Raw genomic sequence first — 22,003 nt, forward strand, 5'->3', positions numbered from 1 at the left:
TTGTTTCTCCTATTTATTTTAATTTCTATTCTATTATAACACGATTTTAATAAAAACGGATAGGCAGGACCTACCCGTTCTCAATGTTTATCTTGTTTTTGTTGGTTTCAACTTGTAGACAAGTTGAATTGAACTCGGGCTAAAAGCTTGGAAAATAGATAAGCTTTCCTAGAATCTTTGATTCTGCGTCAAGCTTCCTAATTTTCAGTCGCTTTTTTAACGCCCTTAGTATCTTAACCTTACCAACGGAAGTGTGCGAAGGCACGGTTAGCTTCAGCCATACGGTGAGTGTCTTCACGTTTCTTAACTGCTGCACCTGTGTTGTTCGCAGCATCCAAGATTTCTTTTGCAAGACGGTCTTGCATTGTGTGTTCACCACGAAGGCGAGCGATGGTTACCAACCAACGAAGTCCAAGTGTTGTACGGCGTTCTGGACGAACTTCAACTGGGACTTGGTAGTTAGATCCACCAACACGACGTGCACGTACTTCAAGTACAGGCATGATGTTTTCCATAGCTGTTTCAAATACCTCAAGTGCATCGTTACCAGTAGCTTCTTTGATTTGCTCAAAAGCACCGTAAACGATTGAAGCAGCTGTACCACGTTTACCATCAAGCATAACGCGGTTGATAAGACGAGTAACTAGTTGTGAATTGTAAAGCGGATCTGGCAATACGTCACGTTTTGGAGCTCTATTTTTACGACTCATTTCTCTTTATCCCCTTTCCTTATGCTTTTGGACGTTTAGTACCGTATTTAGAACGGCCTTGTTTACGATCGTTAACACCTGCAGTATCAAGTGCACCACGGACGATATGGTAACGTACCCCAGGAAGGTCTTTTACACGTCCACCACGAAGAAGCACCACGCTGTGCTCTTGCAAGTTGTGTCCGATACCTGGGATGTAGGCAGTAACTTCGATAAGGTTGCTCAAACGTACACGAGCAAATTTACGAAGGGCAGAGTTAGGTTTTTTAGGTGTCATTGTTCCCACACGAGTTGCAACACCACGTTTTTGTGGTGAAGAAACGTTTGTTTGAACTTTTTTATGACTGTTGTAACCAACGTTCAAAGCTGGTGATTTAGATTTTTCTACTTTTGATTTACGCGGTTTGCGAACCAATTGGTTAATTGTAGGCATCTACATTCTCCTGTGTTTTTTTATTTTTGGTGATGATACACTTGGTGACAGCTACCATCTGTGTGTACTTTTGCAACATTTGTCAGCACGTCCCTGTACACTTTTGAGAGACCAAAAGTAAAAAGTACCGTCTATTATTGTAACACATTTTTTCTATCCTTGTCAATATTTTTTCGTTTTTATTCTGATCTTTTAACTCTTTGACACTAGCTTTCACCGCTTTTCTAAACCAGAAAAGGAGGCGATTTACCTCCTCCTTTCTAGTATGGATTTCCTTTGATTCAAGTTATCGTTTCGGAATTTTTTAACCCTTCTTATCAAAGCCAACCAGATTCTTTTGCAATGTTGGCTGCCTCTGTTCGATTACCAGCATCTAGTTTCGAAAGAATATTGGTGACATAGTTTCGGACGGTTCCATTTGATAGATAAAGCTGATCCGCGATTTCTTGATTAGACAAACCCTGAGCGATTCCCTTTAAAACAGCGATTTCTTGCTCTGTTAACGGATTGGGGTGCGTCATCACCACTTCCATCAATTCAGGCGAATATTCCTTGCGTCCTTCGAGAACAGTATGCAAGGTTTGCATGAGGTCTGCAATGCTTCTTTCTTTTAAGACATAAGCATCCACTCCAGCCTTGACCGCACGTTCAAAATATCCGGGACGTTTGAAGGTCGTCACCACAACCACCTTTGTTTCTAGCTTTTCTGCTCGTATCCACTCCAAGACTTCGAGGCCTGTCTTAACAGGCATTTCTACGTCAAGAATGGCGATATCTACAGACTCCTTTTCTAAGAGTTGGATTGCTTCTTGGCCATCCTTGGCTTGTAGGACAGACTCTACATCTGGTTGAAAGGTAAGCAACTGGCACATAGCATCTCGCAACATACTTTGATCTTCTGCAACAAGTAATTTCATCTTAATTTCTCTCCTTATAAGGTAGCCGAACCTGCACTTCAGTCGGATGTTTCTGAATGATCACCTTTACTTCTCCTGAAAAAGGAAGGACACGGTCTCGAACGGTATGGAGTTCATCTCCTTTTAGTGAAGCAAAGCCACAGCCATCATCTCTCACTGTTAGGATGAGTTCTTTCTCAGTTCGTTCTAATTTCAAGTAAGCTTTCGATGCTTTAGCATGCTTGATGATGTTGGTCACTAACTCAAGCAAAATCATGGAGGCCGTTGATTCTAATTCCTGAGTTAGGCTAGCTGTATCTAGTTGGTGATTGATTTCCGTTTCAATTCCTGCAATTTCCAGCATTTTTTTAACAGTCGCAAACTCGGAAGCAAGGGTTCTTGTTTTAAGATTTTCGATAATTGTACGGACTTCATTCATGGATTCTTTACTGATTTGATGAATTTCTTTTAATTCTTTTTCCACTTGAGGATAGGCCTGCATTTGAAGAAGCTGGAGGGCAAGGTCCGTCTTCACACTCAACATGGCAAAGGTATGACCTAGGCTGTCATGGAGATCCTGACCGATACGACTGCGTTCGTTTTCAGCCAAGAAAAGATTGAGCTTGGCATTTTGTTTCATCTTTTCTTCTTTTATGTCCTCCGACAATCGAATTCGATAAAGACCAAAGGTCATTGCATCGGAAAAGATAAAGGTCACCAAGAAAAAGAGTAGCTGCCAGGGACTAACATGATTGACCATATAGATTCCGGTCAGAATAAATGGTTGCAGGACAATAAAACTGACAAAACGCCAAGAGTGAAAAGAAATCTCATCCAGCTCATAAATAAGGAGATTGGATAAATAAAAGATAAACCATGTGAAACCTGAACTTAGCCAAACAGATGTATAAAAAATGTAGACAAGCATGGACCACCATGCTAGCCACTGCACGGTGCGATTCTGACTGATTAAAACCGAATAGAAGGCAAGTACAAATAGTAGGGTCCATAGCAAGGTTAAAAGCGGGTAATCTCCAACGATGACACCCGCTATAGGAAAGATGATAAACACAATTGAAATATGAAACATATAATGAATGTTTTTAAATTTTTCCAACATAGATTTATTTTACCTCAATCCGTTTTTTCAGTTGAATGACCAATACACCAAAGAAAACTGTATAACCTAGTACAACCAAGGCAGCAAGAATGTTAAATTCATGGTGTTCCAAATAAGTAGAGACGACCTGCATCAGTTGATAGGTTGGAGTCAGCTTTCCAATAGATTGAAGCCATTCTGGGAAGGAATCCAAGGGGAACCACAGTCCACCTAGGACAGCCAAAGCAATATAGGCAATATTTCCAACAACCGTCATCAGTTGAGCACTGGGTAGCAAGCTCACCAAGACACCCATACTGATAAAGACCACGCTTCCGACCAGTAACATAACTCCGATTACCAACCAATCAAGCCAAGGCAGAGTCACTCCACGGACAAAATGGCCAACCGAAAAGACAACAATAATTGATAACAAGAAAGTCAGTAGGGTGCTGAACAGTTTTGATACATAATATTCTACCATAGATACAGGAGAATGTTGAATCAATTTTTGCCAGTTGTTTGTCTTATCAGACTCGAGTGTGCTAGGGATACTGAAAAAAGCACTTGACATGATACTAAAGAGCGTCATGGCAAAGAGATAGGCTTGAAGAGCAATTTCTGGAATGTCTGATCCTGACATCATACCAGAGAAAATAAGGTAAAACACACTTGGAAGTCCGATGGATAGCAAGTAGTAGATGGCTTGCCGTTTCATCAGAATGATTTCCACTTTCATGAGACTTGTCATATTTTTCATCGTCAATCTCCTTTAGTCTTGAGTCGTTTCGAAGATACTGTCTAAGAGAGTTCGATTGCGAACTTCAATTTCTTCGATCATGCAGCCCTGTTCTTGCAAGACTTTCCATACCTGGCTGGCTTCTTTGGTTGTGAAGGAAAGAGCATTTTGCTTGATTTCAAGCTCTTGAACCTGGTCCAAAGTGCTGATAACTTCCTGATAAGTTAGAGGCACGGTAAAGTGTTTTTCCTGTTCTTCACCACGCATAGCATAAGGCGTCGTATCGCGAATCAATTCTCCCTTATGGAGCACCAAAATGCGGTCAGCCGTATGTTCTACCTCTTCGATATAGTGAGAAGAATAGACAATGGTGACACCATTTTTCTTTAACCGATTGACAATTTCCCAAAAATGCTGACGTGTCGAGGTATCCATGGCAGCAGTTGGTTCGTCCAAAAATAGAATTTTCGGACGACCGATTAAAGCCAACACGAAAGAGAACAAACGTTTTTGCCCACCAGACAACTTGCCCGCCAGCTGATTTTTCTGTTTGTCCGAAAATCTCAGCAAGTCATCAATTTCTTGATTGGAGAGACTGTTTGGATAGATTGATTGAAAGAAGGATAAGAGTTCTTTCACTTTCAAGTCTTGAACCACCGTATTTTCTTGAGGTAAGATAGAAATAAGCTGCTTTAATCGAGGATCTGTTGGTGCAAAGCCTTGAATAGCTATCTGACCTGAGCTCACGAACTTGTCGCCCAAGAGGCAATCAATCAAGGTCGTCTTACCTGCTCCGTTAGGTCCGATCAAGGCGACACATTCACCATCGTTGATTTCAAAGGAGATGTTCCGCAAGATCTCCTTGTCTTTTATTTTCTTACTCAATTTCTCAACTTTAATCACAGTCATGAGATTCTCCTTTCAACCACTTCATTCCCATAGGGAAAACGACGAAAATCATAAACCCAAAACCCCAAGCACCACGAATAAATTGGCGAAGCACGGTTTGGTCAAACCAACCAGTAAACATTTCCACTAACCATACCAAGAGTGACAGGCCGATAAAGAGACAGATGATTGCTTTTTTCATTCCTCAAACTCCTTTTTTACATCTCTGACTAATTTCAAACCTTCTCTGACAAGCCAAGACATCATTCCAAAGCCAGCAAAGAGCTCCCAAGGAAAATGATAGAAACCCTCGTCCAATCCTGAAAACATGAGATAGGTCATAACTCCTGCTGCTACTAAACTCACTGCGACAATCATTTTATTTTTCATTTTTTCTTCCTCCATTTCATACTTCAATTATAGTCCTTTGAAGTTAACTGAGCTAGATGCTTCTGTCACTAGGAAATATGACAAATGTCATAAAAAAGAACCGATTTCTCGGTTCTTAAAAATGATTAGTCTGATTCATCGTTTCGTTTCTTTTTACCTAGCAATCCAAGTGTCATGGCACCTGCTAGGGCTGTCAGAATTCCTAGATTTTTCAAACCATCTTCTTGACTTCCTGTATTTGGAAGTTGATTTTTTTCTACAGAGATGTTTTGGGTCAATTGATCTGGTTTCGAATCAGGTACTGAAAGTTCTTTTTTATCAGACGGCTTCACTTGCTCTGGAAGTTCTACTACTGTTGGAGTATAGAATCCTGAAATGATATTTCCATTACGGTCTTTACGGATCACTTTCACACCTTTGGCTTGTCCTACAAAGTCTGCCTCAGGGGTAAAGGTGACGGTGCCATCTGGTGAGATTACATAAGTTCCTTCACCTGGAACGACTTTTTCAGTTGTTCCATCTTCAAAGGTTGGCGGAACTGTCAGATCGACATCACCTGTAAAGTTTGGTTTACCAGTCTGAGTTTGACCTTTAAGACCTTCTGATGTCGCATCACTCACTTGTGTTTGTCCAAGGACAGTTGGTGTGTAGCGAGCAGTAACTACATTTCCATACATATCCAGACGTTTCACAACCAATCCTTTAGCTGTACCAACAAAGTCTGGTTCTGGAGTAAAGGTAATTTGACCATCTTTATCAATTGTATAGCTTCCTTCACCCGGAACAACCATAGTCGTGCTGCCATCCTCAAAGGTTGGTGGAACTGTACTATCGATATGTCTTTCAAACGTTGGTGTTGCCACTTGTGGTTGGCCTTTTGCTCCTGTAGAAGTCGTGTCATGACCAGTAGATGGATCTACAACTGTTGGGCGATAGCTTGCAGTAACTGGAGTACCATTCTTATCCTTGCGGACAATCGTTACGCCTGTTCCTTTTCCTACAAAATTAGCTTCTGGAGTGAAGGTGACGATGCCATCTGGTGAGATTAAGTAAGTTCCTTCACCTGGAATCACTTTTTCAGTTGTTCCATCTTCAAATGTCGCCGCCACAGTTTCATCGATTGGAACAAGCGGATTACCACCTTCAAATGTTGGCGTACCTGTTTGAACAAGACCCTTAATGTTAACTGAAGAAGTATCTTTACCAGTTGGAGTCACCTTAGTAAACTCTGGGCTGTAAGTCGCAGTAACTGGGGTGCCATTCTTATCCACACGTTTCACTGTAACTGGATCTGGGTTTCCAACAAACTGTTTGTCTGGCGTGAAAGTTACAGTTCCATTTGATGCAATCGTGTAAGTTCCTTGACCTGGAATAGACTTCTCTTTGCTTCCATCTTCGAAGGTTGGTTCAACTGTTTCATCGATTGGAACCAGTGGATCACCACCTTGGAAGCTTGGAGTGCCTGTTTGTGGAACACCCTGAGGACCTGTGCTGGTTGCATTAGTGCTGGTTGGAACTACTTCTTTCACTACTGCTTGGTACTTGACTGTAACAGGAGTTCCGTTGGCATCCACACGAGTCAATTCAAGTTCTGGTGTTTCACCCTTGAACTGTTTATCAGGAGTGAAGGTCACCTTACCGTCTGCGTCCACTTCGAACTTACCAACATTTGGCACTTCTTTCACAGTTGTACCATTGTCAAATAGTGGAGTTGAATCAGTTGGGAATGGAACTGAGTCATGGCCTGGAGTGAAGGTCACTTTACCTTCTTGGACCTGTCCTTGCAGACCTTCTGTCTTATCTCCTGTACCAGTTGGTGTTACTTTCGTAAACTCTGGACTATAAGTTGCAGTGACTGGGGTGCCATTCTTATCTACGCGTTTGACTGTGACTGGAGTTGGGTTTCCAACAAACTGTTTGTCTGGAGTGAAAGTTACAGTTCCGTCTGGTGCAATCGTGTAAGTCCCTTGACCTGGAATAGACTTCTCTTTGCTTCCATCTTCGAAGGTTGGCTCAACTGCTTCATCGATCGGAACCAGTGGGTCACCACCTTGGAAGGTTGGGGTACCTGTTTGTGGAACACCTTGAGGACCTGTGCTGGTTGCGTTAGTGCTGGTTGGAACTACTTCTTTCACCACCGCTTGGTACTTGACAGTAACAGGAGTTCCGTTGACATCCACACGAGTCAATTCAAGTTCTGGTGTTTCACCCTTGAACTGTTTATCAGGAGTGAAGGTCACCTTACCGTCTGCGTCCACTTCGAACTTACCAACATTTAGCACTTCTTTCACGGTTGTACCATTGTCAAATAGTGGAGTTGAATCAGCTGGGAATGGAACTGAGTCATGGCCTGGAGTGAAGGTCACTTTACCTTCTTGTACTTGACCTTGCAGACCCTCTGTCTTATCACCTGAACCAGTCGGAGTTACCTTAGTAAACTCTGGACTGTAAGTCGCAGTAACTGGGGTGCCATTCTTATCTACACGTTTGACTGTGACCGGAGTTGGGTTTCCAACAAACTGCTTGTCTGGCGTGAAAGTTACAGTTCCATCTGGTGAAATCGTGTAAGTTCCTTGACCTGAAATAGATTTCTCTTTGCTACCATCTGCGAAGATTGGCTCAACTGTTTCATCGATTGGAATCAGTGAATCACCGCCTTGGAAGCTTGGAGTACCAGTTTGTGGAAGTCCTTGAGGACCTGTGCTGTTTGCGTTAGTTCCTATTGGGGTTACCTTGGTCACTGTTGGGGTATATGTCGCAGTTACCGGGGTGCCATTCTTATCTACGCGTTTGACTGTGACTGGATCTGGTTTGCCTACAAACTGCTTGTCTGGAGTGAAGGTTACTGTTCCGTCTGGCGCAATCGTGTAAGTTCCTTGACCGGGAATAGATTTCTCTTTGCTTCCATCTGCGAAGGTTGGCTCAACTGTTTCATCGATTGGAACCAGTGGGTCGCCACCTTGGAAGGTTGGGGTGCCTGTTTGAGGAACACCCTGAGGACCTGTGCTGGTTGCGTTAGTGCTAGTTGGAACTACTTCTTTCACCACTGCTTGGTACTTGACTGTAACAGGAGTTCCATTGGCATCCACACGAGTCAATTCAAGCTCTGGTGTTTCGCCCTTGAACTGTTTATCAGGAGTGAAGGTCACCTTACCGTCTGCGTCCACTTCGAACTTACCAACATTTGGTACTTCTTTCACAGTTGTACCATTGTCAAATAGTGGAGTCGAATCAGCTGGGAATGGAACTGAGGCATGGCCTGGAGTGAAGGTCACTTTGCCTTCTTGGACCTGACCTTGAAGTCCTTCTGTCTTATCACCTGAACCAGTTGGTGTTACTTTCGTAAACTCTGGACTGTAAGTCGCAGTGACTGGAGTGCCATTCTTATCCACACGTTTCACTGTGACTGGATCTGGGTTTCCAACAAACTGTTTGTCTGGTGTGAAGGTCACTGTACCGTCTGGTGTAATCGTGTAGGTTCCTTGACCTGGAATAGACTTCTCTTTGCTTCCATCTTCGAAGGTTGGCTCGACTGTTTCATCGATTGGAACTAATGGGTCACCACCTTTAAACGTTGGTGTGCCGGTTTGTGGGACACCTTGAGGACCCATGCTAGTTGCGCCAGTTCCTGTTGGTGTTACCTTGGTCACTGTTGGGGTATAAGTCGCAGTGACTGAGGTACTGTTCTTATCAACTCGTTTAACTGTTACTGGATCTGGAGTTCCGAAGTATTTCTTATCCGGCGTAAAGGTAATAGATCCATCTAGGTTAATGGTATACACACCCACACCTAGAACTGTCTTCGTTGACTGACCATCTTCGAAAGTCATTGGTTTCGTATCATCGATTGGAACCAGTGGGTCGCCACCTTGGAAAGTTGGGGCTCCTGTTTGTGGGACACCTTGAGGACCTGTGCTGGTTGCGTTAGTGCTGGTTGGAACTACTTCTTTCACCACCGCTTGGTACTTAACGGTAACTGGAGTTCCGCTAGCATCCACACGAGTCAATTCGAGCTCCGGTGTTTCACCCTTGAACTGTTTATCAGGAGTGAAGGTCACCTTACCGTCTGCGTCCACTTCGAACTTACCAACATTTGGCACTTCTTTCACAGTTGTACCATTGTCAAATAGTGGAGTTGAATCAGCTGGGAATGGAACTGAGTCATGGCCTGGAGTGAAGGTCACTTTACCTTCTTGGACCTGACCTTGCAGACCTTCTGTCTTATCACCTGTACCAGTTGGCGTTACTTTCTCAACAACTGGGGTATAGGTCGTTACAGCCGACTCTCCATTTTTATCCACCACTCCAACTTGAACTGGAGTTGCTGGACCATAGAAGGCTTTCAGAGGAGTAAAAACAATTGTTTTATTTACAAGATCTAAATCGTATGTCCCTTGGTCGGCAATGGTTAGCGAAGTTACCTTTTGTCCATTCTCATCATAAAGAAAGACACTACTTTGGACTAGTTCAACGGATTTCTTTGCTCCATTAATGGTTGTTGTCCCTTTTGTAAAGTGAACCTCACTCTCGCTTGCTCTATCTGCATCAAAGTGAATCGTTGCTGCCTGCTTCTGCCCTTGAAGGCCTTTCGATTTCGCTGCACTTGCTGAAGGGACAACTGGAATCCGAATATAATACACCACCCGATACCAGGTAAATTCTTTTTCCAACTCTTCATCTCTAGGATCATCCGCGGTCAATAAATATTCATCGAGAGCTCCTTCTCCCGACATTGTGTTTGCGTCAATATCCTCTCTTGGATAATAGCCAGGAATTTCAGGAGAAATCACTTGAGACCAAGTTTGGTCTGCAGACCAGGCTGAGTATGTCACACCTGCTGTCGCATCATTTGGTTGCCGTTTCGCCAAAACCTGATCAATTCTCTTAGTTCGAGTAAACGAATGAGTCTCAACATGTTTTGGAGGGAGGAGTGATAAATCAGAATGGTTTGTTTTTTTGAGATATTCAAAATCAACCTCGCGAGTTCCACGAACAGTTTCGGTTAGTTCTGTAATCTTGTGTCTAAACTGAAACTTGAATTGTTTTGGACTAGCCGAGTCACCAAAGGTATGATCTGTAAAATCGTTACTAATCAGTTCATATCCTGCATCTTCTAATTCCTTAATTCGACGAACAGGATCATAAGAAATTGGTCCATTAGGTTTGCCTACAACTGTGTCTACCTGTCCTAGTTGCACTTCCTTAGACGGATCATTTACATCCACAAAGGTGAAACTTGCAGATGACAGTTTGGTGGACATTTGGATTGAAACATTATTGGACTCAGTGTACTTGGAACTACCATTTGCCAGAGCCGAAGAAAGATAAGCTGTAGCACCTGAGGCAGTATCTTGCCCGATAACTGCTCCATCGATAGGAAACTGAACACTACTTCCAGCAGCAACCGGAGCAGTCGAATGCCAACGAACTGCACGAATCTCTGACCAATCCGACACTTGATCTGCTGTGAGCCATTGTGAAGCATTAATTTCTGTAGCAGTGCCCGCAGTACGACTATATTGAACTTCCCAGCCTGAAGGTGGTGTTAAAGCTTTTGTCAAACTCACTGTAAATCCAGAACCACGATTTCTGGATTCTAGCTGTTTATCACCTTTCATCGGCAAGGATGACAAAACATAAACGTCTGAAACCGGCTGTTTAGATGCGTTTTTATAGGTCACTCTGAAATCAATCTCATCACCAGGATAGTGCTCTTGGGTATTGTAGGCAAAGTGTTGATTTGTAGCTCTCTTCACTTCAGAGTAGACACCACTCGCTTCAGAAGCCTGTACGATCACATCGAAGTCATAAGAAACTGAATTTTTCGAGGTAACTGTAATGCCGTCAAGCTCCCCCAAGTCGTAACCATTCTGAGCTTGAACGTCAGGAAGTTCCTCATCCCAGAAAGCAATCGCTTTATAGGTATAGGTCCCATTTGGAATCGTTTTGTTTTCCAACTTCAAAAGCGTTGGAGGCATAGGGGAGTCTGGAGTCCCCTTCACTTGGGCATAGTAGAGAGTTTTCCCAGTATCTTTGTAATTATAATAGACCTTAAAATTAAGGTTTCCACTAAAGTTTAATTGAGGGTCAGCCAAATAGGCTAAATGGTAAACTCCCGTCAAGTTTGCGAAGTTCTGAGTAGGGGTGTCTTTACCCGCAGTCCTTGTGATAAAATCTTCTTTAAAACCAGAAGCATCTGTGTGTCGATTAAAGACATCTGTCCGACGGCGTCCAACCATTGAAATTTGCTGGATAACACGCGTCAATTCGGCTGAGGCAGTTTGAGAGAAGGAAACAGTGTTACGAGTATTGTTAAAAGTGGAATCCGTTCTAGAATCCAACTTACTAATCGTCGAATCTTTATAGAGACTTTCCCAATTATTAAAACGTGTTTTTGTCTGGAAAAAAAATGCCGAAGTATCATTTGTTGAGGACTTCCTCATCTTGATATTTTTAAACTTGTACTCCAGTTCCTTCACATCTTGCTCTTCCGTCAATCGTAGACTACGGGTGTTACTATTAAAAGTACCTAATAACTCACCTGTAGCTTTATTGTATACTTCTACGGATGCGTCCGGTGAAGAGAAAAATTCATTCCATTGACGCTCCTCAATCACGTTTACTTCTCGATAAGACTCTCGTGAATCCTGTATTTTATGAGTGAAAGTGTAGTCATTGATAGGATAATCTTTTTCAACCTCAGCGACTGATGAAAGTCGAACATTAGAACGGTATTCTGTTTCACCATAAGAACGAATTATCTCCGAGTCAGACTGATTATAGTGTCTAAACTCAAAGAGAGAAGACTCTGACTGGTCTGTTTTTTGAACAAGGAGAGTATAAGGCAGAACGACCGTATTTTGATAGCTAGTCCCATCTGCTTTTGTATAGATACCCGTCACAGTTAGGTTTTGCGCTTTTCTATTAATATCCGCTACTTTGGCATTCTTTAACTTGAAAGAAATTGGAATGAGCTTGTTTTTATTGTTATTAATATCTTGAAGCGGATTATTTGCTCTATTAATAGTCAGATGGTAACCCGTCGCATCGGCAGTCCATCCTAGAGCTTTGGCTTCATCTGTCAACTCATAGCCTTCTTTTAACTCTATATTATATGTATAGGATGTGACAGGATCAATAATATGGCCACCGACATCACTAATCCCCATACCATTGATCATACGACCATCAAAGACACCATTTCCATAGTTGAAGTAATCATTTCTTGCCGTATTATTCTTAGGATCTTTCGCACCATTAAATAGATAGAAGGACACACGAGACGAATCTTCGTCAACGATACCATCATTGTTTCGATCGTAGCCAATGACCTGATTATTAGACATTGGTGTCAGACCCCCTACACCGTTTTCTAAGACTTTCCACGTGTGTTCAATACTTCCAAGTTCTTTGAGGACATTGCCATTTTTGTCATAGAGCTTAGCAGTCGCTGTCACTTTATGGTCCGGCCCAATGGCTTGGACAGCACCTCCCCAGTTCTGCGTCAAAGGATCCATCTGAAAAGTATAGACGAAGTTATAGTTTGCTCCACCTCTCAGATTTGTAGGTTCTATCTTTAAATCAAGGTCTCCATTCGTTTTTTCTTGGCTGAACTTTACACCACCAACTGGAGAAGGGGTCAATTTAATCGCCTTACCATTTTGGAAATGAATTTTAATATACCCACCAGAATAGTCTGCTTCGTGCCCAGTAATACTAAAAGTCAAGGACTCACGAACACTATCTACCGCATGGATCTCTTTGATTGGCGAATGAGTTTTAAATTCTGCATTGACTTCATCTAGCGATCTCTTGCGTCTTGAAGAAGTTTTTCCACTAGAACCGCTTTCTTCCTTGCTTTTCTGCTCAGTTTGAGTTGATTCTAGAGATTGCTTTTTCTCCTCATCTAAAGAAGGCTGACTCGCTTCCTTCGTATTGTCAACTTGTGAAACTGGTTGGCTCTGAGCAACTGGTGCAGATACTTCTGTTTTGTACGGTTCAGTTTTATCCTTCTGGTCCTTAACTGCTTCGTTCTGTGTTACCACTTTTTGAGGTTCAGAAATGACTTCCTGCCTATTCTCAGCACTTTTTTCCTTCTGTTGAATTTCCGCCTGAGTTTGTTGTTCCTTATTGTTGACTTGAGCTTCATCTGCTTGCACTGGTGAAGTAGCCATCACCATAAAGGTTCCTAGCAATACCGAACAGGTCCCAACACTTAACTTTCTAATCGAAAAGCGGGAAAAAGATTGATTAAAAAATTTTTTCTTCATCATTTCTCCTTTATATTCATACTTAATCTAACATAACAGCTTTATCATTATAACTTATAGTAAATAGAATTTCCAATAGAATGTTCATTTCTACAGAAATTTCTTTATAACTCCATTTGCATAAAAAAGGAAGCTGTAAAACCAGCTTCCTTCTGTTATTTTCATTCAATTTTCACGATTATTCCACACTGAAAAGATATGGATATACGGGTTGTTGACCTTGGTGAATCTCTACTTCAACATCTTCAAATTCTTCTGCGATTTCTTGGGCAATTTCATTGGCAAGTTCTTCGCTTCCGTCTTCACCGACATAGAAAGTCACGATTTCACTGTCTTCGTCCAACATATGTTTCAAAGTTTCAGTCAGGGTTTGGTGCATGTCAGGATTTGACACGAGGATTTTCCCATCTACCATACCAAGATTGTCATTTTCATGAATTGCTAATCCATCGATAGTTGTATCACGAACGGCTGTTGTTACACTACCGCTGATGACATCACCAAGCGCTGCAGTCATACGTTCTTTGTTTTCTTCGATTGATTTGCTTGGATCAAAGGCAAGAAGACTCGTCAAACCTTGAGGAATTGTACGTGCTTCTACAACAACAGCAGGTTGTTCAAGCACTTCAGCCGCAGACTGAGCTGCCATAAAGATATTTTTGTTGTTTGGCAAGAAGATGATGTTGCGAGCATTGACCTGTTCAACAGCCTTGATAAAGTCTTCTGTTGAAGGGTTCATCGTCTGACCACCTTCGATAACATAATCCACACCTTGAGCACGGAAGATATCTGCTAAACCTTGACCAGCTACTACTGCGATAAGGGCATACTCTTTTGTTTCAGCAGGCTTGTTTCCTTGAGTCGCTTCTTTTTCAACTTGCGCCTCGTGTTGGTTACGCATGTTGTCCACTTTTACCTTGATCAAGCTACCATATTTGAGACCTTCTTGCATGACAAGACCTGGATCTTCTGTATGGACGTGAACTTTGACGATCTCATCATCGTTGACAACAAGGAGTGAGTCACCTAAGTCATTCAAGTAGTTACGGAATTCATCGTAGTCAAAGTCCTTAGAATAAGTTGGACCTTGTTTGAGAGCTACCATGATCTCCGTACAGTAACCGAAGGTAATATCCTCAGTTGCCACATGCCCTGCTACAGACTTGTGGTGCTCTGCATTAATCATTTCACTCATGTTGGCAGGAGTCGCTACAAAGTCTTCAGAAGCACTGTATTCACCAGTAAGAGCTGAGAGGAATCCTTCATAGATGAAGACCAAACCTTGACCACCTGAGTCTACCACACCAACTTCCTTAAGGACTGGAAGCATTTCTGGTGTCTTAGCAAGGGCTGCTTTAGCTCCTTCCAAGGCTGCACGCATGACCTCAACAGCATCATCTGTTTGCTCAGCTTTTTTCTTGGCACCAATGGCTGCACCACGAGAAACAGTCAAAATAGTTCCTTCGACTGGTTTCATAACCGCTTTATAAGCTACTTCGACACCGGATTGGAAGGCAAGAGCCAAGTCTTGACCTGTTAATTCATCTTTTTCCTTGATAGCCTGAGAGAAGCCACGGAAGAGCTGAGAAGTGATAACCCCTGAGTTCCCACGCGCACCCATCAAGAGCCCTTTGGCAAGAATGCTCGCTACTTCTCCAACTGTAGAAGCAGGCTTGTCTGCTACTTCTTTCGCACCATTTTCAATGGTCATTCCCATGTTTGTCCCAGTATCTCCATCTGGAACTGGAAAGACGTTCAATGAATTGACATATTCTGCTTGCTTATTCAAACGAGTTGATGCAGCCTGCACCATCTCTTGGAATAAACTGGTAGTAATTTTTGACACGATTATTCTCCTACAACTTTGATATTTTGAATGTAGACATTCACAGTCTGAGCAGTAATTCCTAGTTGATTTTCTAAACTAAAACGAACACGCTCTTGAATGTTTTTTGACACTTCGCTTATCTTTACTCCGTAGCTCAATACGGTATAAACATCAACTGCAATGCTACCATCTTCGTCTGCTTTTATAACAACACCCTTAGAATAATTTTCCTTACCAAGAAGGGCTTGGAAATTGTCTTTGAGGGCATTTTTACTAGCCATACCGACCACACCAAAAATTTCAGTTGCGGCACCACCTACTACGGTTGCAATCACTTCATCTGTCAGTTCGATTTGACCATCTTTTGTATTAATTTTTACAGTCATTTTTTTTACCTCAACTAGTTGATACTCTATTTTATCATATTTCAGCCCAAGTGTAAAAGCAGAATGCTGTATCGGCGGATATTTACTCTATTTTTCAAATGATTTTATCTCTAGAGCAAAAGAAAAAGACCAGTTAGGTCTTTTCATTTTTATTAAACGCGTTCAACTTTACCTGATTTCAAAGCACGAGCTGAAGCCCAAACTTTTTTAGGTTTACCATCGATAAGAACAGTAACTTTTTGAAGGTTTGGTTTTACGGCACGTTTAGTTTGGTTCATCGCGTGTGAACGGTTGTTTCCTGATACAGTCTTACGACCTGTAAAGTAACATACTTTAGCCATTGTGTTTTCCTCCTATTAGATCTAATATAGCGGATGTGCTAGCACCACATACCGTACTATGTTATCACACTTTCTTGAATTTATCAAGGGCCTAAACTATTTTTTTATTTAACGTAAACAACTCCAAGTTTACCAAAAGCAACTTCCCCACGGATAATCAAGGTTTTGTTTGTTGGCGCTACAGGAGCATCTGCCTTAGCTGCACCAAAGGAGGTTTCTACTTTCAAATCGACACGCCAGTGTTGTGGAACATAGACGGTTGCATTCCCGAAGGCCACTTCAATATTTAAAGTTGCAAAATCACCTAGCATCTCTGCATTATCATAGTAGATTTTAGCATCCCCAAAAGCGACTTCCACTTGGTCATCTACGAGATCTTGATCTTGCTTATAGAAGGTCCCGCTACCAAAAGCGACTTCCTTATCCGTGACGACTGTTTTTTTCCCATTGTACCACCATTTTTTTTCATTCCAGAACTTACTTGAATGCGTCAGATAACCAACACCTAGCACTGCTAATATACTAGCCCAAAACAAAGACTGGTTTGGAATAGGAAAAATGTTATAAAAATGATTCGCAATCATTAAGGCTACTAGAGCGGTAAAAACTGCTGATGTTAGATGACGACGAAGCAAAGCTTCAACTGATTGGTAAGCAAAAAAGGCGATACCAATCAAAGGCCATATTTTACCATCTAAAGAAGGAATTCCAAAATTCCCTTGCAGCAAGATCCAAGCTGCTAAAACCAATAAAACAATACCAAATGCTTTCTTTTTCATGTTTTTCACCTCATGTTTCTTAGATTTTCTTTTAGGAGGGATTGGTAATGCCGTGAGACATGAACCTCCTTGTGCGTCTGATAAAAGGAAATGGTGCCCGTTCCTGAAAAGGACTTGTCCACTGAGTAAATCTGACGGATGTTTGCAATCGTTGACTTGGACACTCGACTAAAATAGCGAGGCAAGATGGACTCCAACTCATAGAGCTTGAGGCGAACTTCATAGGCTTCCTTCTGGTTATGAGCATAAATCTTACTCCCTTCTGTTTCAAAGAAGAGAATTTCTGACAGGTCTAGATAATATTCACCTGTCCCCTTGTAAAAAGTCAACCTCGGAGCCTTTGACTCTTGCAAAAGTCGTTGCAAATCTGCAATTTCATCTGTCAAAGTGGGTGTCTTGATGACAATTTCAGTTTCTTCTAAATCGCCGTCAATCTCAATTCGTAACTTCATCACATCTCCTTTCTGACTCTACTATATCAAAGCTAAGTTAGGAATACAAGGGCAAAAAAGCAAGTGGTCAATTTGAAGCAGTAAGTGGTTGTAGGACTAGCTTAACTTACATGTCAGAATAGGAAGAAAAGGAATCCCCACACCAGACCACAAGCATAGCCAACCAAGACATCCTTGGGATAATGAACGCCCCCTAAAACCCTCACCAAGCCCAGCAAAGCTGAGAAGAGCAAGCATGCTAAGCCAACAGGTAGACTAGCATGCAGACAGGCCATGGAGATGATGGTTGCCGAAAAAACATGGCGACTGGGCATCGACTGTCCCGAGCTATCTTTTTCAAGCAGGGGACAGATGTCCCAAGTTTCATAAGGTCGCGGGTGATTGATTTTCTTACGAAACAGGGACAAGATCACAAAGCCCGAGGCAGGGATAAACAAATAAATCCCAACTTGCTGACTAAGTCCTAGTTGCAGGTAAGTGGTGACTAGCAAGGCCAGGTAGACCAGGGGCATGGTGAATGTCATCAAACGATTGAAACTGCGTAACAGAAATAAAAGAGGGGGATGGCTGGTGAGTCTGGAGCTGATATTTTGATACCATTCTTGATAATTTTTCATTTATAATTCTCATTCATTACCTTGTTTTCGTCTACTGGTGAGACGTTTGTCTTCTAGTATAGTGCAGAAAAAGAAGGCCGTCAAGCCTTCTTTTGATTTATTCTTCTGCTTCGTCTTCTGTAAATTGGCTATTGTACAAGTCGGCATAGAAACCACCTTGCGCCATCAGTTCCTCATGGTTGCCTTGTTCGATGATATTGCCATCTTTCATGACAAGAATCAAATCTGCATTACGAATAGTTGACAAGCGATGGGCAATGACAAAGGAAGTTCTTCCCTCCATCAAACGGTCCATGGCTTTTTGGATCAATTCCTCTGTACGTGTGTCGACTGAAGATGTCGCTTCATCCAAAATCAAGAGTGGTGCATCCTTGAGAAGGGCACGAGCAATAGTTAAGAGCTGTTTTTGTCCAACAGACAAGGTCACAGTGTCATCCAAAACAGTATCGTAGCCATCTGGCAAGGTCATGATAAAGTGGTGGATTCCCACAGCCTTGCTGGCCTCCATCATTCGTTCATCGCTGATGCCCGTTTGATTGTAGATCAGGTTCTCTCGAATGGTTCCTTCAAAGAGCCAAGTGTCCTGCAAGACCATTGAAAAGGCATCGTGTACTTCTGAGCGTTTCATGTCCTTAGTATCCACGCCATCGATGCGGATGCTTCCCTTATCTATCTCATAGAACTTCATCAAAAGATTGACAATGGTTGTCTTCCCAGCCCCAGTCGGTCCAACGATAGCAACCTTCTGACCTGCATGAGCTGTCGCAGAAAAGTCATGGATGATGGTGCGCTCTGGTGTATAGCCAAAGGACACATGATCAAAGACTACTTCCCCTTTCATGTTGCTCAATTTTCTGTCCTTATGAGATTCATCTTGCATCTCTGCTTCAGCTAGAAATTCTAATACACGAGTCATGGCTGCACTCGCTTGTTGCAGGCTCGTAATCCCTTGGGCAATCTGTGACAGAGGTTGGGAGAAGGTCCGTACGTAAACCATAAAGGCTACGATAATCCCTATCGTGATATGCCCTTCTAACGCCAGCGCGGCACCAACGATGATGACTAAGACATAACTAAAGTTTCCAACAAAGAACATGGCTGGCATCATGATACCAGAGATAAACTGAGATTTCCAGATACTATCATGCAAGTCTTGGTTTAAACCTGCAAATCTCGCTTTGGAGGTGTCCACTGCGTTGTAACTGGTCACAACATTATGACCTGAGTACATTTCTTCTACATAACCATTGACGGCTGCTAGATTATTTTGTTGGGCTTTAAAATAACCCTGTGACTTGGCCATGATTACGGAAACCGCCGCAAAACCAACAAGGGTTGATACAACGGTTACCAATGCCAAAATCCAGTTCATCCCAAACATGGTCACCAAGACAGCAATCAACAAGAAACTAGCTGAAAGAACTGTCCCTAGACTTTGGTTGAGAGATTGCGCTGCTGTATCCACATCATTGGTCACGCGCGAAAGGGTATCTCCTTGTGAATGACGGTCAAAATAGCCAAGTGGCAAACGATTGATTTTTTCAGCGATTGCCGTCCGCAAGCGTTTTGAAAAATGCTGAATGCTCGTTGAAAAGATATAGGCCTGTGTATAATTAAGGATAGCGCCAAATACATAGAGAATCACTAAAAAGCTAGCAATGTTTGACACAGCTACCAGGTCGATTTCTGTAGCCAAGCCATCTGAAATCAAGTTGGTAATTTCCTTAATCTTAGTTGGACCATAAACGGTGATTATGCTTGAAATGACTGCAGCCACAACTGCTATTAGGAGAGGGAGTTGGAGGCCTGCCATATAAGGTTTGCACTGTTTCCAGACCGAAACTTTTTTATTTTCCATGTTCCAATTCCTCCTTCGATAGTTGTGAGTAGGCAATTTCTTGGTAGACTTCGTTGGTTGCAAGAAGTTCCTTGTGGGTGCCTTGTCCCACGACTTTACCTTGATCCAAAACCAAGATCAGGTCAGCATCCATAATGGTAGAAATCCGTTGCGCTACAATGAGCTTGGTCATGGATTTTGTTTTCTCAGCTAGCTCTTGGCGAAGGACACGATCTGTCTTGTAGTCCAAGGCTGAGAAAGAGTCATCAAAGATGAGAATCTCTGGTTTACGAGCCAAGGCACGCGCAATGGCCAGACGCTGTCTTTGACCTCCTGAGAAGTTGGTTCCACCTTGGGCTACTTCTGATGCAAGACCTGCTTCCTTGTCCTCGATAAATGCTTTAGACTGGGCCAATTCAAGAGCTTGCCACATAGCAGCCTCGCTCAGAGGAGTTTCTTTGCTCTTACCAAAGTCCAAGTTCCCCTTGACATCTCCAGAAAAGAGTACAGCTTTTTGTGGAATATAGCCTACCTTATTGCGCAAATCTTCCAAGTCATAATCTTGCACATTGACACCATCCACTAGGATTTCTCCATCAGAAACGTCGTAAAAACGTGGCAAGAGGTTGACAAGCGTAGACTTACCTGATCCAGTCGATCCGATGAAGGCTACGGTTTGACCCGCTTCTGCTTTGAAAGTGACATGTTCCACGACTGCTTCAGAGTTTTTAGAGTAACGGAAAGTCACATCACGGAATTCCACTTGTCCTTGAACTGAAGGATCCGCTGTCTGTGCATGACTAGGATTTTCAATAGAAGAATGCAGATCCAATACTTGATTGATACGTCCTGCCGAAACCAAGGTACGAGGAAGAACGATAAAGAGTGCTCCCATGAGAAGGAATCCCATCACGACCTGCATAGCATAGGACATGAAGACCACCATATCACTAAAGAGTGGCAGACGTTCTGCCAAACTTGCATCGTTGATGATATAGGCACCAATCCAGTAAATAGCTAAACTTAGTCCACTGGAAATCGCCATCATAATGGGATTCATAATGGCCATCAAACGATTGACAAAGAGATTGAGACGTGTTACCTCATCGTTGGCTGCTTCAAATTTCTTATCTTGGTAATCTTCCGCATTGTATGCACGAACAACTCGAATCCCAGTCAAACTTTCACGAGTGATGCTATTGAGTTTATCTGTCAATTTTTGGATAACAGATTGTTTTGGAAAGGCCAGAGTCATGAGAACGGTAGTCATCAAGACATTGACAATAACAGCCACAACGACCGCCCAGAGCCAGTATTCCGATTTTCCAAGGATTTTTCCAATGGCCCAGATAGCCATAATTGGCCCACGAGTAACCACTTGCAAGCCCATGGTAAAGAGCATCTGTACCTGGGTAATATCATTGGTCGTCCGAGTCAAGAGACTTGGGATTGAAAAGCGCTTGATCTCTGTCTGCGAAAAATCTAAAACACGATGAAATACGTCTCTACGTAGATGGGTTGTATAGGAGGCTGCAACACGAGCGGCAAAGAAACCAACCATAACAGATGAAAAGAAAGCCAATAAAGACAATCCAATCATCTTCGCAGCTGGTGACCAGAGTTCACCCAACTGCGTTCCAGACGTTCCCAGTAATTCTGTAATTTGCGAAATGTAAGTCGGTACCTCTAACTCGAGATAGACCGAGAAACAAGTGAACAGAATCGTAAGGATAATCATTCCCCACTCTTTTCCTGTAATACGTTTAGCGAGTTTCTTCATTCTCTCCTCCTATCTTCTCAACATTTTCTTGCAACTGACTGAGGACCTTTTCAAAGATTGCTAAGTCTGACTTTGAAACCCCCTCTAGCAGACTCTGATCAATCCGATCAAAAAAAGCTTTAACTTTTTGCATCTGCGAACGCGATTTCTCCGTCAGGCGAACAAATTTTGCCCGCTTATCACTCGGGCTGGCCTCTAGCTCAACCAAACCATTTTGCACCATGCGCTTGACTAAATTACTCGCCACAGATTTGGTAATATTGAGTTCCTGCTCGATATCCTTAATCAAGACCAGTTCCTCTTTTTGTTCACAATGATCTAAAAAACGCAGAACCTGCCCTTGCGGTCCACCCATAAATTCAATGCCACATCGCTTAGCTTCTTTCTGTACCATCAGATGAACCTGGTGTCCAAAACGTTTGAACATTAACATCGGCTTGTCCATGATTGCTCCTTTCTCACGACAAATATAGTTCTCACAAGAACTATTTAAGTTTCCATGAGAACTATTTTATCATTTTCAGAAAAGATGTCAAGAAAAAAGTTTCTATGAGAACT

At 42.5% G+C, this 22,003-nt stretch carries 18 protein-coding genes; all 18 read right to left on the reverse strand.

Going from position 1 to position 22,003, the window contains the following annotated elements; all coding sequences use genetic code 11:
• Positions 1-239 precede the first annotated feature (239 nt).
• Positions 240-710, reverse strand: a complete 471-nt coding sequence (rpsG, locus tag DG474_RS08260) for a 30S ribosomal protein S7 (protein ID WP_000087873.1) — start codon at positions 708-710, stop codon at positions 240-242.
• Positions 711-729: 19 nt separating this feature from the next.
• Positions 730-1,143, reverse strand: coding sequence for a 30S ribosomal protein S12 (gene rpsL, locus DG474_RS08265; protein WP_001142332.1), 414 nt, complete (start codon positions 1,141-1,143; stop codon positions 730-732).
• A 317-nt stretch (positions 1,144-1,460) separates the two neighbouring features.
• A complete protein-coding gene (locus DG474_RS08270; RefSeq protein ID WP_000772065.1) occupies positions 1,461-2,060 on the reverse strand; it encodes a response regulator transcription factor in 600 nt (199 codons plus the stop codon).
• A gap of 1 nt (position 2,061) precedes the next feature.
• On the reverse strand, positions 2,062-3,159 hold the full coding sequence (locus tag DG474_RS08275; protein ID WP_061587141.1) for a sensor histidine kinase: 1,098 nt from the start codon (positions 3,157-3,159) through the stop codon (positions 2,062-2,064).
• 4 nt (positions 3,160-3,163) lie between these two features.
• Positions 3,164-3,898, reverse strand: coding sequence for an ABC transporter permease (locus DG474_RS08280; RefSeq protein WP_049505402.1), 735 nt, complete (start codon positions 3,896-3,898; stop codon positions 3,164-3,166).
• 12 nt (positions 3,899-3,910) lie between these two features.
• Entirely contained in the window at positions 3,911-4,786 is an 876-nt protein-coding gene (locus tag DG474_RS08285) for an ABC transporter ATP-binding protein (protein ID WP_125413581.1), read from the reverse strand.
• On the reverse strand, positions 4,773-4,967 hold the full coding sequence (locus DG474_RS08290) for a hypothetical protein (protein WP_070567316.1): 195 nt from the start codon (positions 4,965-4,967) through the stop codon (positions 4,773-4,775). Before DG474_RS08290 ends, DG474_RS08285 begins: the two co-directional genes overlap by 14 nt.
• On the reverse strand, positions 4,964-5,170 hold the full coding sequence (locus DG474_RS08295; protein WP_000390738.1) for a hypothetical protein: 207 nt from the start codon (positions 5,168-5,170) through the stop codon (positions 4,964-4,966). Before DG474_RS08295 ends, DG474_RS08290 begins: the two co-directional genes overlap by 4 nt.
• 110 nt (positions 5,171-5,280) lie before the next feature.
• On the reverse strand, positions 5,281-13,428 hold the full coding sequence (locus DG474_RS08300; RefSeq protein ID WP_255778066.1) for a YSIRK-type signal peptide-containing protein: 8,148 nt from the start codon (positions 13,426-13,428) through the stop codon (positions 5,281-5,283).
• A gap of 175 nt (positions 13,429-13,603) precedes the next feature.
• Positions 13,604-15,271, reverse strand: coding sequence for a DAK2 domain-containing protein (locus tag DG474_RS08305; protein ID WP_000036688.1), 1,668 nt, complete (start codon positions 15,269-15,271; stop codon positions 13,604-13,606).
• A gap of 2 nt (positions 15,272-15,273) precedes the next feature.
• Positions 15,274-15,639 (reverse strand): Asp23/Gls24 family envelope stress response protein, encoded by a 366-nt coding sequence (locus tag DG474_RS08310; protein WP_042902923.1) that lies wholly within the window; start codon positions 15,637-15,639, stop codon positions 15,274-15,276.
• 152 nt (positions 15,640-15,791) lie between these two features.
• Positions 15,792-15,980, reverse strand: coding sequence for a 50S ribosomal protein L28 (gene rpmB, locus DG474_RS08315; RefSeq protein ID WP_001140948.1), 189 nt, complete (start codon positions 15,978-15,980; stop codon positions 15,792-15,794).
• 104 nt (positions 15,981-16,084) lie between these two features.
• Complete coding sequence (locus DG474_RS08320; protein ID WP_009729740.1) at positions 16,085-16,759, reverse strand: LiaF transmembrane domain-containing protein; 675 nt, start codon at positions 16,757-16,759, stop codon at positions 16,085-16,087.
• Between the two features lie 5 nt (positions 16,760-16,764).
• Positions 16,765-17,211, reverse strand: a complete 447-nt coding sequence (locus DG474_RS08325) for a LytTR family DNA-binding domain-containing protein (RefSeq protein WP_042902924.1) — start codon at positions 17,209-17,211, stop codon at positions 16,765-16,767.
• A 113-nt stretch (positions 17,212-17,324) separates the two neighbouring features.
• Entirely contained in the window at positions 17,325-17,828 is a 504-nt protein-coding gene (locus DG474_RS08330) for a phosphatase PAP2 family protein (protein WP_042902925.1), read from the reverse strand.
• 97 nt (positions 17,829-17,925) lie between these two features.
• Positions 17,926-19,686, reverse strand: coding sequence for an ABC transporter ATP-binding protein (locus tag DG474_RS08335; RefSeq protein ID WP_255778068.1), 1,761 nt, complete (start codon positions 19,684-19,686; stop codon positions 17,926-17,928).
• Positions 19,676-21,445: an ABC transporter ATP-binding protein gene (locus DG474_RS08340; RefSeq protein WP_042902927.1), complete on the reverse strand. Its 1,770-nt coding sequence runs from the start codon at positions 21,443-21,445 to the stop codon at positions 19,676-19,678. The genes DG474_RS08335 and DG474_RS08340 overlap by 11 nt, the downstream gene beginning before the upstream one ends.
• Positions 21,429-21,890 (reverse strand): MarR family winged helix-turn-helix transcriptional regulator, encoded by a 462-nt coding sequence (locus DG474_RS08345; protein WP_084859619.1) that lies wholly within the window; start codon positions 21,888-21,890, stop codon positions 21,429-21,431. The genes DG474_RS08340 and DG474_RS08345 overlap by 17 nt, the downstream gene beginning before the upstream one ends.
• Between the last annotated feature and the right edge of the window lie 113 nt (positions 21,891-22,003).

Origin of the sequence: Streptococcus oralis (genome assembly GCF_024399415.1) — a bacterium.
Lineage (GTDB): Bacteria > Bacillota > Bacilli > Lactobacillales > Streptococcaceae > Streptococcus > Streptococcus oralis_CS.